Below are 18900 nucleotides of genomic sequence, written 5' to 3'. Positions count from 1 at the left end.
AAAATTGTCACACTAAAAAGATGAATTCGGATGACTAAACCAACTGACCATCAAGTGCCTGAGCTGGATTTCAATACACCTGCTCTAAAGCGCCATCGCAAACTTCGAGCCTTAAAAGACAAAGCGGCTGGAATGGGTATTGCCATTGGCGGTAGCAGCGTAATTCTTGCTGTATTGCTGATTTTTTTCTACCTTCTTTATGAAGTGGCTCCTTTGTTTTCAGGTGCTTCTATCGAAGCTAAGGCAAGCTATTCTTTACCTGCAGAAGATCAAGGTGAAAGCCTTTATTTAACAACGGAAGAACAGTCTGAAATAGGGATGCGTGTTGCAAGTAATGGCAGCATTGTCTTCTTTACGATTGCTGACGGTTCTGTTCTTAATACGATTGAAAGCCCTCGTGATGAGAAAGTAACAGGTTTCACGGTAGAGTCTGATACAAACCATTTACTAGCTTTTGGTTATGAAGACGGTAAGGTTTTGATCGTAAAACATAATTACCGGATTACTTATCCTGATAGTGCTCGCTTAATTACGCCTTTCCTTGAGTATCCTTATGGTGAAGAGGCCATTGATGTAGCGGACTTCGCGATCAATAGTCTTGCGATTCGTGACAGTGAAGACGGTTTAACTATCGCGGCATTGGGTGCTTCTCAAAGCGCTATTTTAAAAGTGACGAAAGACGTTAATTTCATCACGGAAGAAGTTGAGCTGACTGAACAGCGTGAGTCTCTACCCTTTATTACAGACGTTAAAAGCGTATTGATCAGTGGTAATCAACGCTCTTTGTACGTGGCGACAAGTACGGGTGAGTTGAGTGAGTTTGATCTTCGTGACTTTGATGACATCAGTCTGAAAGACAGTATCTCTTTATTAGAAGGCGACGCCAAGCTGGTTTCTATGACGTACTTGTTGGGTCAGACATCGGTTATGGTGGCAGATTCTTCTGGTCGTGTGAGTCAATGGTTTAATGTTCGTGATGATGCAACCAATGAAGAAAAATTGCATTTTATCCGTGATGTTCAGCAGCCAAAACCCTTGGTGAATATCGCAATGGAGCAGCGTCGTAAAGGATTTGCGACAGTGGATGATCGTGGTTTAGTCGCGATTTACAATGCAACCTCTACTCGTAAAGTGATTGATGAACGGTTGAGCGATGACACTGCGCGACTCATTAGTTTTGCACCACGCGCAAATGGATTGTTGTTAGAAGACGGTAAAGGTTTGCATTTTTATCATGTTGATAACGAGCATCCTGAAGTATCTTGGTCTTCCTTGTGGTCACAGGTTTGGTACGAAAGCTACCCAGAACCGACTTACACTTGGCAGTCTTCCGCGGCCAATAATGACTTCGAGCCTAAATACAGCTTGATGCCTTTGGCATTTGGTACGTTAAAAGCCGCGCTTTATGCGATGTTAATGGCTGTGCCATTGGCGATTTGTGGCGCGATTTACACGGCTTACTTCATGGCGCCAGCGTTGCGCCGTAAGATCAAACCTGTGATCGAGTTAATGGAAGCCTTACCAACCGTTATCTTGGGTTTCTTAGCGGGTTTATTCTTCGCTCCTTTCTTGGAAGAGAACTTGGCAGCGACCTTTAGTATTTTGGTTGTTTTGCCGGTGGGTATTCTTTTATTCGCTTACCTTTGGTCGCGTTTACCGACAAACATTCGTTGGTTAGTGCCAGACGGTTGGCAGCCATTGTTATTGATCCCTGTGATCGTGTTCCTTGCGTGGTTTTGTTTGGCCTTGAGTCCAATTATTGAATTGAACTTTTTTGGTGGAAACGTACGCGGCTGGATCACACACGATCTTGGTGTGACTTTCGACCAGCGTAATGCGTTGGTGGTTGGTTTTGCGATGGGCTTTGCGGTTATTCCGACGATTTTCTCTATTACCGAAGATGCGATTTTCAGTGTGCCAAAAGCGTTAACGCAAGGTTCATTAGCCTTGGGTGCAACGTACTGGCAGACAATGACTCGCGTGGTATTACCAACGGCGAGTCCAGGTATTTTCTCTGCAGTGATGATCGGTATGGGTCGTGCGGTAGGTGAAACCATGATCGTTCTTATGGCGACAGGTAACACTCCGATTATGGACTTCAATATCTTCGAAGGAATGCGTACCTTGGCGGCGAATCTTGCCGTAGAAGTACCTGAGTCCGAAGTAGGAAGTTCACATTATCGTATCTTGTTCTTGGCAGCGTTTGTTCTGTTTATATTTACCTTTGTAGTGAATACGATCGCTGAAACCGTGCGTCAGCACCTACGCAAAAAATACGGATCATTGTAATGAGTAGCGAAATTAAGATGGAAAAGAAAACCGTATCCGAATGGGTGAAATCTGGTGATCCATGGGTGTGGTTGAATGCAGGTGCTGTGGCGATTTCTGTCATCATGGTTGTGGGTTTATTATTGTTGATTGCTGTTCGTGGCTTAGGGCATTTTTGGCCAGCTGACGTAATGCAAGCAACGTATTCTTTACCAGGTGAGAAAGCTTACACGGTAGCAGCTGAACGCGTTGAAAGCGTTGATGTAACCTCTGCTCAATTGCGTGAGGCGGGTGTCAATCTTCCAGAAAATGAAGATGCGATTTTGCAGCGTACATTATTGAAAATGGGTAACCGTGATGTATACGGTGCGGATTTTGGTTGGGTACTTGATAAGTATTTAAGCGATATCAAAACACCAAGCATGTTGTTTGCGGCAGAGCGTCATGAATGGGGCAACCTTTACGGTTACCTTAAGTCGGTTAAAAATGACGGACAAATTATTTCTCAAACAAATGATTTAACGGAAACTGATTCTTCATTGGCGACATGGGCTGCGTTTGAGAAAAGCATTGAACGCGCGTCAACTATCCATGAAGACATCAAAGAAATCGAAAAGTCAGAAATCGGCACAATCAACTATGCACTTGAGCGAATTAGACTTAAGCAGCGTCGCCTTGAATTGAGCGGTGACTTGACGCCAGCAGTAGAAGCCGATTTAGCGGTTGAACGCAGTGTTCACGATGCTGAATACGCTGTATTGCAAGAAAAATTAGCCGTTCTTTATCAAGCTATTAATCGTGATTCTTTCACGGTTCAAGTGATGGATGGAACGCTTCATGAGGTGCAAGTTTCTAAAATCGTTCATGCTTTCCGTCCTAATGCGATGGGTGTTACGGCGAAACTGGGATTCTATTTCAATAAAGTATGGGAATTCCTAACGGACGATCCTCGTGAGGCAAATACAGAAGGTGGCGTTTTTCCTGCGATCTTCGGTACGGTGATGATGGTATTGTTGATGACCGTTTTGGTTACGCCTTTTGGTGTTGTCGCTGCGGTTTATCTTCGTGAATACGCTACACAAGGTATTGTGACTCGCATTATTCGTATTGCTGTAAATAACTTAGCAGGTGTGCCATCGATTGTTTATGGTGTATTTGGTCTGGGCTTTTTTATCTACTTCCTCGGCTCTGGTATTGATGAAGCTTTCTTCCCAGAAGCACTTCCTTCTCCAACGTTTGGTACGGGTGGCTTGATGTGGGCATCGATTACCTTGGCGCTATTAACTGTGCCTGTGGTTATTGTAGCGACAGAAGAAGGTTTATCACGTATTCCTCGTAATGTTCGTGAAGGCAGCTTGGCATTGGGTGCGACAAAAGCAGAAACCCTATGGCGTGTTGTCTTGCCAATGGCGAGTCCTGCGATCATGACGGGTGTTATCTTAGCTGTGGCTCGTGCCGCCGGTGAAGTGGCGCCACTGATGCTGGTGGGTGTGGTAAAACTTGCTCCAACCTTGCCATTGGATGGAAACTACCCATTCATTCACTTAGATCAGAAGTTCATGCACTTAGGCTTCCATATCTATGATGTTGGTTTCCAAAGCCCGAACGTGGAAGCGGCACGACCGCTAGTTTATGCAACAGCGTTCTTACTTGTAATGGTTATTGCTTTGTTGAATTTATCAGCAGTAACGATCCGAAATCATCTACGTGAAAAATACAAATCGCTAGAAATGTAAGCGGTGGAGAAGAGATTATTATGAGCGAAGTAAAAACACACTCAATTGATATTTCAGCAATGCAACGCAGCCAACAGGCTTTGCGCATTGAAGATGAAAAAGTTTGTCTTTCTGTAAACGATTTGCACCTGTATTACGGTGAAAAAGAAGCGTTAAAGGGAATAGATATGATTATTCCTGAAAAAAAGGTTACCGCGTTTATCGGACCGTCTGGTTGTGGTAAATCAACCTTGCTACGCTGTTTTAACCGTATGAATGATTTGGTGGATAGCTGTCGTATTACGGGCGAAATTAACCTGCATGACAGTAACATTTATGCGAAAGGCACAGATGTGGCTGAATTGCGTCGTCGTGTTGGTATGGTGTTCCAAAAGCCAAACCCATTCCCAAAAAGCATTTACGAGAATGTTGCCTACGGTTTGCGTATTCAGGGTATTAATAAGAAACGTATTCTGGATGAGACGGTTGAGTGGGCATTGCGCTCTGCGGCATTGTGGGACGAAGTAAAAGACCGTTTACACGAAAGTGCACTTGGTATGTCTGGTGGTCAGCAACAGCGTTTAGTTATTGCGCGTACGGTTGCTGTGAAACCTGAAGTTCTGTTGCTAGATGAGCCTGCTTCTGCGTTGGATCCAATTTCTACGCTTAAAATTGAAGAGCTTATTCATGAGTTGAAAAAGGACTTCACTATTGCGATTGTGACGCACAATATGCAACAAGCGGCTCGTGTATCGGATTATACTGCATTCATGTACATAGGGGATTTGGTTGAATTTGGAGACACAAATACCTTGTTCACAAATCCAAGTAAGCAACAAACAGAAGACTACATCACAGGTCGCTACGGCTAGGCGGAGGACGAACTATGAAAGAACTAACAACGGATCATATTTCTCAGCAGTTTAACAATGAGCTGGAAATGCTACGCCAACACTTTTTAACCATGGGTGGTGTGGTCGAAACACAAGTACAAGATGCTGTTCAAGCTTTGCTAGACAGCAATGGCGAGTTAGCGGAAGTCGTGAAGGGAAAAGACGCAACGGTTAATCAGTTAGATGGTTTGATTGACGAAGAGTGTCGACGTATTTTAGCAAAGCGTCAGCCTGCTGCATCTGATTTACGCATGGTCTTATCGATCAATAAAGCGGTTAGCGAATTGGAGCGTATTGGTGATGAGGCGAAAAAAATTGCCAGCTTAACCCTGAACCTAATTCATGAAGGTGAGTCCCCACGAGGTTATGTGGAGATTAATCGAATTGGACAAAAAGTGTCTCGCATGATCCATGATGCACTTGATGCATATGCTCGATTGGATATTGACGCGGCGATTAAAGTCGTAAAACAAGACCGTGACGTAGATAGAGAATACGAAGCGGCACTTCGCTCATTAGTGACTTATATGATGGAAGACCCACGTAGCATTTCCAGTGTAATCAATGTGATTTGGGTGCTCCGTTCTCTTGAGCGTATTGGCGATCACGCTCGTCATACTTGCCAACATTTGATATTCATGGTGAAAGGTATAGATGTGCGTCATGTCCATGTAAACGATCTGGCTAGTGAAGTAAAAGACGTTTAGGAGATGCCGACCTCTTGTTATTGATACTAGTGTTGTCTTGTATTGTAATCACAAGGGGTCGATTCTTTCTTAGGCGTTTTATTTTTCTCTTTTACATACTTTGCTATCATCAATTTTTTATTTGATCTGGTGTAAAGTTCGATGTTTACCATAAAAGTTGATTCTACTGTTTCTCCTCAAGATAACTACAACGAACTCAATGTTCAACTAGCCGCTTTGTTAAGTGGAGAGCGTGATTTAATTTGTAACGCCGCTCAGTTTGCTGCTTTTGTCATGCAAACTATTCCAGATCTTAATTGGTCTGGCTTCTATTTTTCTCGTGAAAAGTTAGTAGACGGTAAATCCCTTGGTGAAAGTGAGCTTGTGCTTGGGCCTTATGTTGGCAATGTTGCTTGCACTCGTATTCCTTTTGGCCGAGGTGTTTGCGGTAATGCTGCTAAAACACTTGAAACACAGCGTATTCATGATGTGCATGCGTTTGAAGGGCATATCGCATGCGATGCTGCATCCGCATCTGAAGTAGTAATACCTGTTGTGGTTGAAGGGAATCTTGTTGCCGTATTTGATATGGACAGTCCAAGTGTGGGACGCTTTTCAGAGATTGATCAGCTTGGGTTGGAAAAGTTTGTTGTTACCTTTATTGAAGCGACTGATTTTACATGGAGCTTTCCACTTAAAGCCTAGGTAATCGAATGACTCAATCGATAAAGTAGGCTTGAAGCTCTTTTAACGATTGCTGATGTATTTCGGATAAGCCATCCATCACGTTGGCTATATCCAGTTCATTTTTTTGTCCTGCAGCATTTTCAATACATTGACACTTTGCTGCAAAAAATTGCATTCCCATGTTCAAGCTGGAAGATTTGAGTGAGTGGCTTATGTGTTGAAGTTGTTCATAATCTTTTGTATTCCAAGCCTCCTCTAACCCTATCATTTTTTGTGTACTGTCTTCCTCATAATCTAATCGAATTTGGTTTATAACACTTTTTCCTAATAAATCAGTGAGAGAGTCTAAGTGAGAAAAATTAATCATGTTTCTTTGTCCTGTGTACTCTCTTGAGTGCTAAATAGATCACAAATAATCTTCTCTAGCTGACTTTGTATTAATGGAAAGTAAAGAGGCGTGATAGGTCGTTGAGCTTCTTTAATAACTTGAGGGTAGTAGCTGAGTATTGGAAAACCCCTGTCACTCCATTGCTGAATTGCTTCATGACCATAGTGTTCAAACCAAGTCATATTGCCTAGAATGATAAGGTCATAATGCTTGTTTTCATAAATGTTAACTTCTTCTAAACATAAAGCCTCAATATTTAAAGCAGCTAGCTGTAGTTCTATTACTTGCGCTAAATGTTTATCTGTTTCTATTAATAATGCTTTTCTTTTGTTTTCTACAACAATGCTCGTATTCAATTTGGCTTCGTTATTATTACTGGTGACATGAAAGGGAATGTCGAGCCAAAATTCACAACCTTTTTGAGGAATGCAGGAAAAGTGCATTTCTCCTTTCATTAGATGAATTAACTTATGGCACAAGGCCAAATTTAAGTCGACCTTACTTAGTATAGGCTCTTCAGGCTTTATCAATAAAGAAGGGTTAATTCTTAACTTTTGTTGAGACTGGTTAGACATGCCCAGCCCTGTGTCCTTGATTGCGATCTGCAGCATTTTTACTTCTTGTGTATTTATTGGTGGGGGCACAAGCGGTGCGCTTAATAATGAGGACCTGATTTGCACACTGATACTGCCAGTAGGGGAATGGATAATGGCGTTTTGAAGTAAGGCTGTAATAATCTCTTTGACTCGAATAAAGTCAAAACTCACATAGGTTGATAACGTAGGATCAATGTAAACAATACTCTGTAGTCCTTTACGAGACATCTGAGGCTCCAGAATAGAAATACAGGCTTCAATATTGTTTTGTAAGTGCTCAGTAGTGGACGATAACGTCAGCTTGTTTGCTTCAATAAGAGCCAAGTCAGAAAACATTTCTATGGTTTGAAGTAACTGGAGTCCAGACTCTTCGATGTTTTTAGACAGCATCATAGGAGAGTGTATAGCTTTGCTGTTTTTTAGCGATTTAGCGATGCTCAAAATAGCGTTTATTGGATAGCGGACTTCCTGGTGAATAAAAGATAATATGTTTGCTTTATCCTCATTGTTTGTTTGTATTATGCCTTTGATTTTCTCGTTGTCATTGATTGCTACTTTTAGCTCAGACAATATTTTCACGGTGAAAAAACAGAGTAATAATAAACAAGTAAGCAAGGTAATAGAAAGGAGTTCAATCGCGTTTAAGTTATTTTTTAGCTTCTGATTTTGATTGTTTTTGTACTCAATATTGCCTTTGTTAATCAATGTCATTAATTCGTTGATTTGTTTTTCAATACGCTGAATTCGACTAATTAAGTTTGGAAGGTAGGAGGTGTCTCCATTTTCTAGCTGAGAGACATTAAAACTAAGGAGTTCCAACTCACCATTAGCAATGTTCATCAATTTAACAATACGTCCTTCTTCGAAGCTACGAATGAGGGAACCGACTCTACTTTCTGTAAGTAAATCGACCCGACTCATTAATAAATCATATTCAAAAAGTGCATTGCCATTCAGAGGGTAGTCGCTGTCCTCAAGTTCAATTAGGTAGTTGAGAAAGCGGTATGACTGTATTTGTAGCTGAAGAGCGTTCCATAGCGAGTTTTCGAGCACTCTACGATTATTATCTTTAGCACTGTCATTGGTGTAGGTGATGATGCCGGATACCGCCACCGCTATTGCTATAATAAGTGTAATAAAGCCATATAAAATCCATTTTTTTAATTTTGATCGCCACGCATTCTTCCCGAATAAAGGCACTGTTCATTACTCCGTTATGATAAGTGTATTTATCTGGCTAACCTGCCAAACGGAACGACCATAATACACTTCAGTTTTAAGGTCGTTGTTGGTATCAAATGGATAGATGACCATAATAGGACCGAGCTTTCTGACGCTCATTGGTTTACCGTCTTGATGGGTCGCAAGAATAGCACCTTCAACTGTGTAGTCCTTCAAAGGTGCCTCCGTCATGTATTGATTGAGGGCAGAAATTTGCAATAGAGTACCTTGGTTACCCAAACTGTCTAGTAAATCTTTAAGAGAAAAGCCTTGATAGGTATGTTCACCTTCAGTCCATGGATTGTGCGTTGTAATAGTATGTTGTGGCAGTGCTTGTAGCATCTCCAAATCAAATTGAGCCTCTTGTCCTACATTCGTTGTACTTATTGCTCCTGATATGGTCAATATCACTCTATCTTTTGGCTTGTCTAACGCATAAGACGATGCAGATAGAAGAGAGAGAAACAGTAATGTTGAAGAACATAAAAAACGCATAATAAAAAACCTTAAATTCCACTTCATAGATTATTTCTCTATCATAAACAAAAAAAACATATTTGTGTGATTAATACACAGTGAATAAAGTGGTATTACATTATTCACTGTACTGTGTGGAGCCATGAAAGCGGTCGTGATATTCTGCACCTAATTATATTAATGAAAACAAAAGGCAAGAGATTCTGTGATTACACACCCCTTTAAAGCCGCGAGTGCTTTTTTAAGAGCTTTACCCTTAGTCCTATCAAAAGAATTACGATTGTTTATATTAGTACCGCTATTGGCGAATTTTTTTCTGATGGGCTTAATCTATATGGTGGCATTCAGCTATTTTCAGAGCTTATTAGATTCCGCTATGGGGTACGTGCCTGAGTGGGTCTCTTTTTTGAATTGGCTGTTTTATTTGATTTTTGGCGCGATTATTAGTGTCCTTTTATTTTACAGTTTTTCAGTCGGTATCAATATTTTAGCGGCACCGTTTATGGCATTTTTGGCTGAAAAGGTAGAAGAAAAACAAACAGGAAAAATATTTGATGAAGAATTAACGGCAACGGTGGTTTTATTAATCATTGGGCGATCCTTGCAAAGAGAGCTTCAAAAGATACTGTATTTCTTACCTCGTTTTATTTTGTTACTTTTGTTGTCTTTTATACCAATAGTGAATGTTATTGCGCCTGTTTTGCTATTATTGTTTTCATGCTGGATGTTATCGATTCAGTATATGGACTATGCATTTGATAATAATAAAGTGAAATTTCATGACATGAGAATGGCATTACGTACTAAGCCTTTGTTGTGTTGGACTTTTGGAGGGATTGTGATGGTGGGCTTAACCATTCCTTTCTTTAACTTATTTGTAATGCCGATTGCTGTTGTGGCAGCAACACTTTTGTGGATTTCGGTTTTTAGATCAGAACATGGCGATTTTTCAGCCTTGCTAGATCGCTCTAATGGAACATTGTGATGTCGCTAAAAATATTGGTTGTAGATGATGCTTCATTTACTCGTGATTTAATCCGTCGAGCTTTACGAAAGCAATTTCCTGCAGTTGAGGTTGAAGACGCGATAAATGGCCGTAAAGCACAGCAACTTCTTTTAAAAACGAAGTTTGATATGATTTTATGTGACTGGGAGATGCCTGAAATGACAGGTGTTGAGTTACTTAAATGGTGCCGAGAACAGCCCGAATATAAAAAAGAAGATGTCCCCTTCGTCATGATTACTAGTCGTGGTGATAAAAGTCATGTGGTGGAAGCGGTACAGGCAGGTGTGACAGATTATCTCGGCAAGCCATTTTCAGGTGATCAGCTGGGCAGTAAAGTACTTTCAGCCGCTAAAAAACATGGTTTAGAAAAGCGTTTGACGGCAAAAGACCCTCGAAGCTCTGGCGGGGCTGGTGGTGTGCAAGCAGCTTCTATTGATGTGTTAATGGGCGCTAATAAGTCATCGAAGCCGGTGGAAGCGACAAAATTCACTACACCAGAGGCACCAGTAAAAGCCGAAAAACTCCTGAAAGATCCCTCTATAAAAGACGTCAAGGTTCCAACAATTGTTCGTTTTGAAGGTAAGCAATTTCGTTGCATGGTCATTCAGTTTAGTAAGCAAGTAGCGACTATGTTGATCAAAAGTGATGACGTTGTTCCTCAAGTGTTAGGGCAGGCTGTATTGGATTTAGAACATAAAGGTACTGTGAATCGTTTGAACTATTATATTCAAGCTGTAGCGACCACTGAGAAGAAGCATGACTCAACGTTTTTGACGGTAACACTAGGTTTGATAGATCAAGATAAGGAAAAAGAAGACTTTATTGGTCAGTTGTTTGATAGTTTATAATTCAATTTAGAGTAATTAAAAAAGGGGAGTTGGTATATTGCTAGCTTCCCTTTTTCATTTTTTACATGGTTGGCTCATCATTATGAGTGGGTGATATCGTCTGAATACTGTCCGTTCTGGTCCTGCTTACTGGGAAGTGACATGAAAAAGTACTTCCGTAATTAGGTTGACTCCGTATCTGTAGCTTCGCGTCATGGTGTAGTAATACATGCTTGACGATAGCTAGACCAAGACCTGTTCCTCCTGTTTTAGAGCCCCGACCTTTATCTACTCGGAAAAAACGTTCTGTTAATCGAGGAATGTATCTAGGATCAATGCCTAATCCAGAGTCCTTAATAGAAAAAACACCATTTAAATCACTCGATTCCCATTTTATCTCTATGTTGCCACCATCAGGTGAGTATTTCACTGCATTGACGATGAGGTTAGAGAATGCGCTGTATAACTCTTTATAAGAGCCGTATAAACGTGCGTCATCGGGAATATCGATAATCAGCGTATGCTCACCAGTCAGAATCGGTTCTATTGCTTTCTGAATAGACTGAGTTAAATCTGATATTTTATGCCATTGATTTTCTTCTCGTTTGTCATCGCTTTCTAAGCGAGAAAGCAGCAGAAGATCTTCAATTAGCTGTTCCATACGTTCAGATTGCTCAGACATGTTGACGATGCCTTTCTGCATGCTTTTTGGCAAACTGTCTGCAAACATACTAAGCGTTTCTAAATAGCCTTTGATAACGGTTAGAGGGGTTTTGAGCTCGTGAGATGCATTGGCAACAAAGTCTTTACGCATTTTTTCTAATAGGTGCAGACGGGTTACGTCACGAACAAATATTAAATGATCGTTTTTATCGTACAGTGTGGTTTGAATTTCTAAATAAACGCCTTCTTTGGCTGGAGACTGAATAACCAAAGGTTCACCAAAACGCTTTTGAGAAAAGTAGCGGAAAAACTCAGGACTGCGGACAATGTTGGTAATTATTTGACCTCGATCTACAGGACGCATAAGACCGAGAAAATGCGCAGCGGAGTTGTTCCACCATTCCAAATTACCCTGATTATCCGCCATGATGACACCTTCTTTTAAGGCGGTGGTCGAGCTTTCAATTCGAGTTAGGGCTTGGCGCATGCGACGCTTAGATTTACGTTGTTTTTTCTGTAAACGATAAACAGCATCAAATACTTGCCCCCAAATACCACTGGCTTCAGGAGGTGCCGCTTTTCCAGAGTAGCGCAACCAATTATGGAACTGGTAGAGCTGGTAAAGTTGCCAATACAGAGAGCCTAGAACATACAGCAGCAAAACACCGAGTAACTGTCCAAGAATAAGGCCGATGACAACACAGGCTGCTAATCCGATGAGCCAACTAATAATGGTGTTTCGCCAAACGTTTTTCATGCGGACCTTTTTGCTGAAAATCGGTAACCTGTCCCTCGCACTGTTTGTATCAAGGAGTCATGGGAGCTGCCAATGGCTTTACGTAATCGACGAATATGAACATCAACGGTACGTTCTTCCACATAGACATTACCACCCCAAACTTGATCCAAAAGCTGTGCTCTGGAGTAGGCTCGTTCTTGGTGAGTCATTAAAAATTTTAGTAATCGATATTCCGTTGGTCCCATGTCTAATGGGCGGTTTCCGATGGTTACTCGCTGACTAATTGGATCAAGAGTAAGGCCCTCAATTTCAATTGGCTCGTCAATACCTTGAGGTGTTGCGCGACGTAATACTGCTTTCAACCTTGCAACCAATTCACGAGGTGAAAAAGGTTTGGTGATGTAGTCATCCGCACCGACTTCTAGACCTTGTATTTTGTTGTCTTCTTCACTTTTTGCCGTCAGCATAATCACAGGGATTTCAGCCGTGGTGGTGTCTTTTTTCAGACGGCGCGTGAGCTCAATGCCACTGCCGCCAGGCATCATCCAATCCACAAGAATAAGATCAGGTCGATGGTCGACAATGATTTCATGAGCTTGCTGGATATTTTCTGCTTCCAAATACTCGTAACCTGCCATTTCAAGTGCAATGGCAATCATTTCGCGTATGGAAGATTCGTCGTCAATTATTAATACTTTTTTACCGGTCACAGGATATACCCTCATCTCAGGAACGGTTTCATTAAATCGACCTTATGTGACAATTAGATTACATTGTCACAACTTTGCCATATATTACATAAAAAAGTTCGCGGCTAAACCAATGAATACACAATAACCAACACGGTTATTGTCTAAAAAAGACCGAAAACAAGCCTGTTCTTCGCGATCTTTGGCTTGTTGGAATTGCTGATAAAAGAGTCCAACACAAACCAATAGTGAAATAAAGTATAACCAATGAAGTCCTGCTAGTAAGCCAATACACGTCAAAAGAGACAGGGTTAAAGCTTGCAAGCAAAGGATGACAAATAAATCATATTCTCCAAATAAGATCGCCGTCGACTTTACGCCAATTTTTAGGTCATCTTTACGGTCTGTCATCGCATAATATGTGTCGTAAGCAATCGTCCAAAAACAGTTGGCAACAAATAGCATCCACAATATCGGGTCACTTAAATCACCACCTTGAGCACTGTATGCCATTGGGATCGCCCAAGAAAAGGCCAAGCCAAGGAACAATTGAGGTAGGTGCGTATATCGCTTCATAAATGGATAAAGAGCAGCAAGCCCTAGTCCGACAACAGACAATAAGATCGTTCTTACATCAGTGAAGAGTACTAAAACAAAGCTTAATATACAGAGTGCTGCGAAAAGACCTAAAGCTTCTTTTTCTGACACACGACCCGATGGCAAAGGTCTATTTTTTGTTCGCTCTACACTGCCGTCGACTTTTCTATCTGCGTAATCATTAATGACACAGCCAGCCGACCGCATACTAAATACCCCTAAAACGAAGATAATTATTAAGTGCAAATCAGGTATGCCATCAGATGCTAACCATAATGCCCACAATGTTGGCCACATCAGTAAAAATGACCCAATAGGGCGGTTAAAACGCGTGAGCTCTGTATAATCTTTTAGCTTACTCATAAAAATCCAAGCGGCGCTGTTAGGTGATTAATTTCATCAAAGAAGGCTTCATTGACTAATATTCCCGGACCGAACTGCTGAAATACTGAGCGTCTTGCCCATAAAGGCTCAGGCTGGTTTGGGAACATGCTTTTAGGTAATTGAGTGACCTCTATACCGCTTCTAGTAAGCGCTCTATGTTGAAATAAATAGCCACCCAATGGTTTATCTTTTAAATGTTTTACCTGTCGCCAATGTCCTCGTAGAGATCTTGCTGGAATAATAGAGCGCGCATAAATCACTGCAATTCCATCTACTTTTAATAATACGGTACGAATTCTAGCGGCTTCACGAGGGCGCAGGTTAAGACGTCTCCGCTCGCGGGTTGTAGGTGTTCCCCATGCGTCATCAATGACTTCAACCGCCAATGTGCCAAGGCTTTGTAACTTTGCAGTGAGAGAGGTCTGAGTGATCAACCAAGGCCACAATGCTTGGGATACTTTTATCTTATTAATTCGATGTATAGGCGCCCAGCGGTAGTCAAACTGTAGCGCGGCCGATTGATTCATCAAAGTCATAATAAAATTAAGCGCTTATGTTATTAATTAAATCAGCCATTTTATGTAGCTCAGCGGACGATTGATAGACTTCTTGCTGACATGCTTCTGCTTCTTCAAGAGACAGGCCTATCTGGCTTAGTACTTCAGGTTCAATCTCTACATCATTACGAAGTTGGTGTGATACATAAAGTAGCTTTGCCAAAATAGCGTGTTCCCCATAATAGTGGGGCTTTTTACTGTATCGAATGGCTGTCCAAATATTATCTGGTAGGCTCCAATAGCGTAATAACCAAGACCCTAGCTGCTCTTTTGTGAAGTGCAATATTTGCATCTCAATCAGCTCAGCCGGTAGATGTGAATTCGCTTCTTGATATCGAGACAGAATAGAAAAATGAGGTGGTAAAATAGTGCTGATGGCTAAGAAGCCAAAATTATGCAACAAGCCAGCAAGGTACGCGTGACCAATTTTAGGACGTTTTTCTGCGGGCATTGCTTTTACTAAGGATTCCACTAAAACAGCGTTGGTTACAGAGTCTAACCAAAAATCTTGGTAATGTCGTGGTCCTTCTTCTGGTGTTTTGAAGGCATTTTTCATAGAAAGCCCCAGGGCTAAATTCATCACCATTTCAAAGCCTAATACACGAATAATAGCGTCTTCAACAGATTCTATTGACCCTGGGGCTCCGTAATAAGGAGACGATGCCCAGCTGACAACTTGTGCCGCCAAGCTAGGGTCTAACGCGATAACGTCGCACAACTCATCTGTACCAGAACTGTTATCAGATGAAAGGCGAATAATCTTATTTGAAGATGCAGGTAATGGTGGAATTTCCAATGTCTCTTCAAGTCGTTGTTTAAGACGAATAGACTGAAACCGTCCCAGTGCTTGTAGAATTTGTTCCTCATCATCTTCATGATTATCGACGGGCTTTTTTATCAAGGGTGCGTCAATAGATATATTGTTGAAGCTGTTTAATGGTCCAGAAAATAGCTTTTTCAATTCACTACTAGAGATATCTCTACGCTGACCATTACTTTTGGTGCGAATTGAAAAAGAGCTACCAGCAAGCATATCTGCTTCTAATATTGTCATCACGCTGTTTGGCTTGATAAGAGCATCACCATTACTATGGGAATGTGCAATAGGCTCAAAGCGACGTTTAGTAATACGAGAAACAGCCGCAATATCGAGCATGCTACTTTCTGGAAAAAGAACCTGTAGGCGACCTGTGTGATCAGCTAAATGCACAACACGTATTTTTTGACTGGGCTGAAGATCTGAAGGTTGTTCCATAAAAATCTCTGCTAAAACATGCATTAAGTGACAGATGTAAAAAAGCCCCTCTCGGGGCTTTTCAATATACCAGATTTTAAAACCAAGTTATCAATTAGTGATTTAGAATTTGGCTTAAAAACATTTGAGTACGGTCGTGTTGAGGATTATCGAAGAATTCGTGAGGCTCATTTGCTTCAACAATTTCACCTGCATCCATAAATACAACACGGTCAGCAACGGTTTTAGCAAAACCCATTTCGTGCGTTACACACACCATGGTCATGCCTTCTTCAGCTAACTGAACCATAACATCCAATACTTCTTTGATCATTTCTGGATCAAGTGCAGAGGTTGGCTCATCAAAAAGCATGATGCGAGGCTGCATACACAAGCCTCGTGCAATCGCTACACGTTGCTGTTGACCACCAGAAAGCTGACCTGGATATTTCAATGCTTGGTTAGCGATTTTTACACGCTCCAAATAATGCATAGCCATTTCTTCCGCTTGCTTCTTAGGCATCTTACGAACCCAGATTGGTGCCAACGTCAGATTTTCTAGAATCGTTAGGTGAGGAAACAAATTAAAATGCTGGAAAACCATGCCCACATCCTTACGGATAGCTTCGATGTTCTTCAAGTTATTGTTCATTTCTATACCGTCAACGATGATTTCGCCTTTCTGGTGCTCTTCAAGGCGGTTAATGCATCGTGTCATTGTAGACTTGCCTGAACCAGAAGGTCCACAAACAACAATACGTTCACCTTTCTTGATACTGAAGTTAATGTTCTTCAGTACGTGGAAGTCACCGTACCATTTATTAACATCGTTAAATTCGATGATTGATTTCTCGCCCGGCGCAAGTTGGGCACGAGCCATATTCATGTCTGTCATTGTATTGACCTCAAATTCTTAACTAATTTCGCTTGTGCCCAGTTTCTAACTTACGCTCGATTCTCATACTGTAGCGAGACATGCCAAAACAAGCCGCCCAATAAATAAATCCTGCGAATGCATAGCCTTCGATTGTTGTACCTAACCAGCTTGCATCATGAGTCGCCGCTTGAATCCTGCCAAGTAAATCAAACATACCCACAATGTAAACTAGGGTAGTGTCTTTAAACAAACCAATGAAGGTGTTTACGATACCAGGAATAACCAATTTCAATGCTTGTGGCAAAATGACTAAAACCATTGACTGCCAGTAGGTTAGTCCCATTGCATCAGCTGCTTCATATTGACCTTTCGGGATAGCTTGTAAACCACCACGAATAACCTCAGCCATGTATGCCGCAGAGAATAGGGTAATACCGATCAACACTCGTAATAGCTTGTTAAAGTTCATGCCTTCAGGCAAAAACAATGGAATCATTACTGACGCCATAAACAAGATAGTGATTAAGGGAACAGCACGAATCGTCTCAATGAAAACGATACAAACAGATTTCGCTATAGGCATATTAGATCGGCGACCCAGCGCCAATAAAACACCTAAAGGAAATGAAGCTACAATCCCAACAACACCTAAAAGAGTTGTTAAGAACAAGCCTCCCCATAACGAGGTTTCAACGACTTCCAGTCCGAATACACCACCGGCAAACAAGAAGTAAGCGATAACAGGGTAAACAACGATAATCCCAATGGATAAATACAACTTATTAACTGTTTTAACAGCAAAAGTACCTATTAAAATCACCAACAAAATCAAGGCTAAGTTGATACGCCAAGTTTCTTCTGATGGATATAAGCCATACATGAACTGATCAAAGTAAACTCCAATGAAAGCCCAGCATGCGCCGCCGCCAGTACATGCTGCTTTAGATGCACCATCAAAAGTTGCAGTGAGAATACCCCACTCGACAACAGGTGGAATCAGTAAATATAAGACATAAAAACTGAATAACGTTAAGAAAATGTTAAGCGGAGACGACAATAAGTTTTGACGAATCCAGGCCACAGCACCAACAGAATTCACTGGTGGTGGAAGGCTTGGTAATGGTTTAAATTCAATAGCCATGATCTTCCTCCTAGCGTTCCATTAATGACATTTTTTTGTTATACCAGTTCATGAACATTGAAATAGTAAGACTTAATGTTCCGTAAACCAACATACAAAGACCTATGTTTTCTATCGCTTGACCTGTTTGGTTCAGCGTCGTCCCCATAACGACAGCAACTAACTCAGGGTACGCAATAGCGGCACCCAGTGATGAGTTTTTCGCTAAGTTTAGGAATTGGCTAGTAAGCGGTGGAATAATGACTCGTAGTGCTTGAGGTAAAACAATTAAACGCTGAGTCAAACTGTCTTTTAAACCTAAAGAACGAGCAGCTTCCGTTTGTCCCCAATTTACAGACAATATGCCAGCACGGACGATTTCGGCAATGAAGGCTCCTGTATAAGTAGAAAGTGCGACAAGTACTGCAACAAATTCAGGAGGAAGAACCATCCCGCCAGTGACGTTAAAACGACTCTTTTGTGGAAGATCAAATTCAATAGGGAATCCAGATACAACCAAGGCTAGAAAAGTAATAACGACGATCACACCAAGGGAAGACCAATAAGCAGGAAACCAAAGCCCAGTTCGAGTTTGGCGTTTCTTCGCCCAAACAATTAAAGCAATAGAGGCAATAATTGATAGGATAAAGCCAGCTATTACAATACCAAAACCGTCTTGAAAAATAGGGTTTGGAGAGTAAATACCACGTTTATTTAAGAAGAAATCTGCAAATATAATACTGTTTTTAGGGTGAGGTAGCGTTGCTAGAACAGCGAAATACCAGAAAAACATTTGTAACAAGAGAGGTATGTTACGCAAAGTTTCAACATATACCGTTGCTAGGCGTGCTACTAACCAATTATTAGAGAGTCGGGCTAAACCCATGACAACACCAATAACAGTGGCTAAAACAATACCCATTAAAGAGATAACAACAGTATTAATGAGGGCGACAATAAACGCTCGTCCGTAAGTGTCAGCCTCGGTGTATTCAATTAGGTGAATAAGAACGGGAAATCCGGCTGGTTGGTTTAAAAATCCAAAACCAGTGGAAATACCTTGATCAGCTAGGTTAGCTTGTAAGTTACTAAATAAGTAATAACCTACGAAGACTACCAGAGCGAGAAGCACAACTTGAAAGATTAGGGCGCGATTGCCAGCGTCATTCAAAAAGCTTTTGTTACTTGAAGTAGTTTTATCGGTCATCTTGGTTCAGGCAAATGAAATGCTCGTCAGATGTGGTAGGAAAGGGGGAGAAACTCAGCGACGAAGACG

Annotated in this window: 18 protein-coding genes; 7 read left to right on the top strand and 11 right to left on the bottom strand. The window is 41.3% G+C overall.

Translation table 11 applies throughout. The annotated features are described in order from the left end of the window. The first annotated feature begins 30 nt into the window (after positions 1-30). The 5 genes from IF202_RS05700 (at position 31) to IF202_RS05680 (ending at position 6267) form a co-directional block, all read left to right on the top strand. Positions 31-2289 carry an ABC transporter permease subunit gene (locus tag IF202_RS05700; RefSeq protein WP_191593930.1) on the top strand — a complete coding sequence of 753 codons (2259 nt, stop codon included), beginning with the start codon at positions 31-33 and terminating at the stop codon, positions 2287-2289. Beyond that, entirely contained in the window at positions 2289-4004 is a 1716-nt protein-coding gene (gene pstA, locus IF202_RS05695; RefSeq protein ID WP_191593929.1) for a phosphate ABC transporter permease PstA, read from the top strand. The genes IF202_RS05700 and pstA overlap by 1 nt, the downstream gene beginning before the upstream one ends. 20 nt (positions 4005-4024) lie before the next feature. After that, a complete protein-coding gene (gene pstB, locus IF202_RS05690) occupies positions 4025-4855 on the top strand; it encodes a phosphate ABC transporter ATP-binding protein PstB (RefSeq protein WP_191593928.1) in 831 nt (276 codons plus the stop codon). A gap of 14 nt (positions 4856-4869) precedes the next feature. Further along, positions 4870-5583: a phosphate signaling complex protein PhoU gene (gene phoU, locus IF202_RS05685; RefSeq protein WP_191593927.1), complete on the top strand. Its 714-nt coding sequence runs from the start codon at positions 4870-4872 to the stop codon at positions 5581-5583. Positions 5584-5724: 141 nt separating this feature from the next. Continuing rightward, on the top strand, positions 5725-6267 hold the full coding sequence (locus IF202_RS05680) for a GAF domain-containing protein (RefSeq protein WP_191593926.1): 543 nt from the start codon (positions 5725-5727) through the stop codon (positions 6265-6267). Positions 6268-6280: 13 nt separating this feature from the next. On the opposite strand, the gene IF202_RS05675 is transcribed toward IF202_RS05680, so the two are convergent. Genes IF202_RS05675 through IF202_RS05665 form a run of 3 tightly spaced genes read right to left on the bottom strand, consistent with a single transcriptional unit; the run spans position 6281 to position 8949 of the window. Further along, a complete protein-coding gene (locus tag IF202_RS05675) occupies positions 6281-6616 on the bottom strand; it encodes an Hpt domain-containing protein (protein WP_191593925.1) in 336 nt (111 codons plus the stop codon). Further along, a complete protein-coding gene (locus IF202_RS17670; RefSeq protein WP_191593924.1) occupies positions 6613-8433 on the bottom strand; it encodes a sensor histidine kinase in 1821 nt (606 codons plus the stop codon). Before IF202_RS17670 ends, IF202_RS05675 begins: the two co-directional genes overlap by 4 nt. A gap of 6 nt (positions 8434-8439) precedes the next feature. Beyond that, the gene (locus IF202_RS05665) at positions 8440-8949 is read right to left on the bottom strand and encodes a molybdopterin-dependent oxidoreductase (RefSeq protein WP_191593923.1); all 510 of its coding nucleotides are present in this window, start codon (positions 8947-8949) and stop codon (positions 8440-8442) included. A 187-nt stretch (positions 8950-9136) separates the two neighbouring features. Between IF202_RS05665 and cysZ the strand changes: the two genes are divergently transcribed. Together cysZ and IF202_RS05655 are read left to right on the top strand one after the other, a co-directional pair. Next, entirely contained in the window at positions 9137-9916 is a 780-nt protein-coding gene (gene cysZ / locus IF202_RS05660; protein WP_191593922.1) for a sulfate transporter CysZ, read from the top strand. Beyond that, positions 9916-10785 (top strand): response regulator, encoded by an 870-nt coding sequence (locus IF202_RS05655; protein WP_191593921.1) that lies wholly within the window; start codon positions 9916-9918, stop codon positions 10783-10785. The genes cysZ and IF202_RS05655 overlap by 1 nt, the downstream gene beginning before the upstream one ends. Positions 10786-10846: 61 nt before the next feature. Here the strand turns inward: IF202_RS05655 and phoR are convergent, their stop codons facing one another. The 8 genes from phoR to IF202_RS05615 form a co-directional block, all read right to left on the bottom strand. Further along, positions 10847-12184 (bottom strand): phosphate regulon sensor histidine kinase PhoR, encoded by a 1338-nt coding sequence (phoR, locus tag IF202_RS05650; RefSeq protein WP_191593920.1) that lies wholly within the window; start codon positions 12182-12184, stop codon positions 10847-10849. Continuing rightward, the gene (gene phoB, locus IF202_RS05645; RefSeq protein ID WP_191593919.1) at positions 12181-12876 is read right to left on the bottom strand and encodes a phosphate regulon transcriptional regulator PhoB; all 696 of its coding nucleotides are present in this window, start codon (positions 12874-12876) and stop codon (positions 12181-12183) included. The genes phoR and phoB overlap by 4 nt, the downstream gene beginning before the upstream one ends. 84 nt (positions 12877-12960) lie before the next feature. Continuing rightward, positions 12961-13815, bottom strand: coding sequence for a 4-hydroxybenzoate octaprenyltransferase (ubiA, locus tag IF202_RS05640; protein ID WP_191593918.1), 855 nt, complete (start codon positions 13813-13815; stop codon positions 12961-12963). Then, positions 13812-14372, bottom strand: coding sequence for a chorismate--pyruvate lyase family protein (locus IF202_RS05635; RefSeq protein ID WP_191593917.1), 561 nt, complete (start codon positions 14370-14372; stop codon positions 13812-13814). The genes ubiA and IF202_RS05635 overlap by 4 nt, the downstream gene beginning before the upstream one ends. 7 nt (positions 14373-14379) lie before the next feature. Further along, the gene (locus tag IF202_RS05630; protein ID WP_191593916.1) at positions 14380-15648 is read right to left on the bottom strand and encodes an HDOD domain-containing protein; all 1269 of its coding nucleotides are present in this window, start codon (positions 15646-15648) and stop codon (positions 14380-14382) included. A gap of 94 nt (positions 15649-15742) precedes the next feature. Beyond that, positions 15743-16522, bottom strand: coding sequence for an amino acid ABC transporter ATP-binding protein (locus IF202_RS05625; RefSeq protein ID WP_328797202.1), 780 nt, complete (start codon positions 16520-16522; stop codon positions 15743-15745). Positions 16523-16544: 22 nt separating this feature from the next. Continuing rightward, the gene (locus IF202_RS05620) at positions 16545-17645 is read right to left on the bottom strand and encodes an amino acid ABC transporter permease (protein WP_191593915.1); all 1101 of its coding nucleotides are present in this window, start codon (positions 17643-17645) and stop codon (positions 16545-16547) included. Positions 17646-17655: 10 nt separating this feature from the next. Continuing rightward, positions 17656-18831 carry an amino acid ABC transporter permease gene (locus IF202_RS05615; protein ID WP_191593914.1) on the bottom strand — a complete coding sequence of 392 codons (1176 nt, stop codon included), beginning with the start codon at positions 18829-18831 and terminating at the stop codon, positions 17656-17658. Between the last annotated feature and the right edge of the window lie 69 nt (positions 18832-18900).

The sequence above is a fragment of the Marinomonas colpomeniae genome, from assembly GCF_014803385.1.
In the GTDB taxonomy this organism is placed as follows: Bacteria; Pseudomonadota; Gammaproteobacteria; order Pseudomonadales; family Marinomonadaceae; genus Marinomonas; species Marinomonas colpomeniae.
The sequence above is the reverse complement of the archived record's forward strand: the minus strand, read 5'-3'. Positions and strand labels throughout refer to the sequence as shown.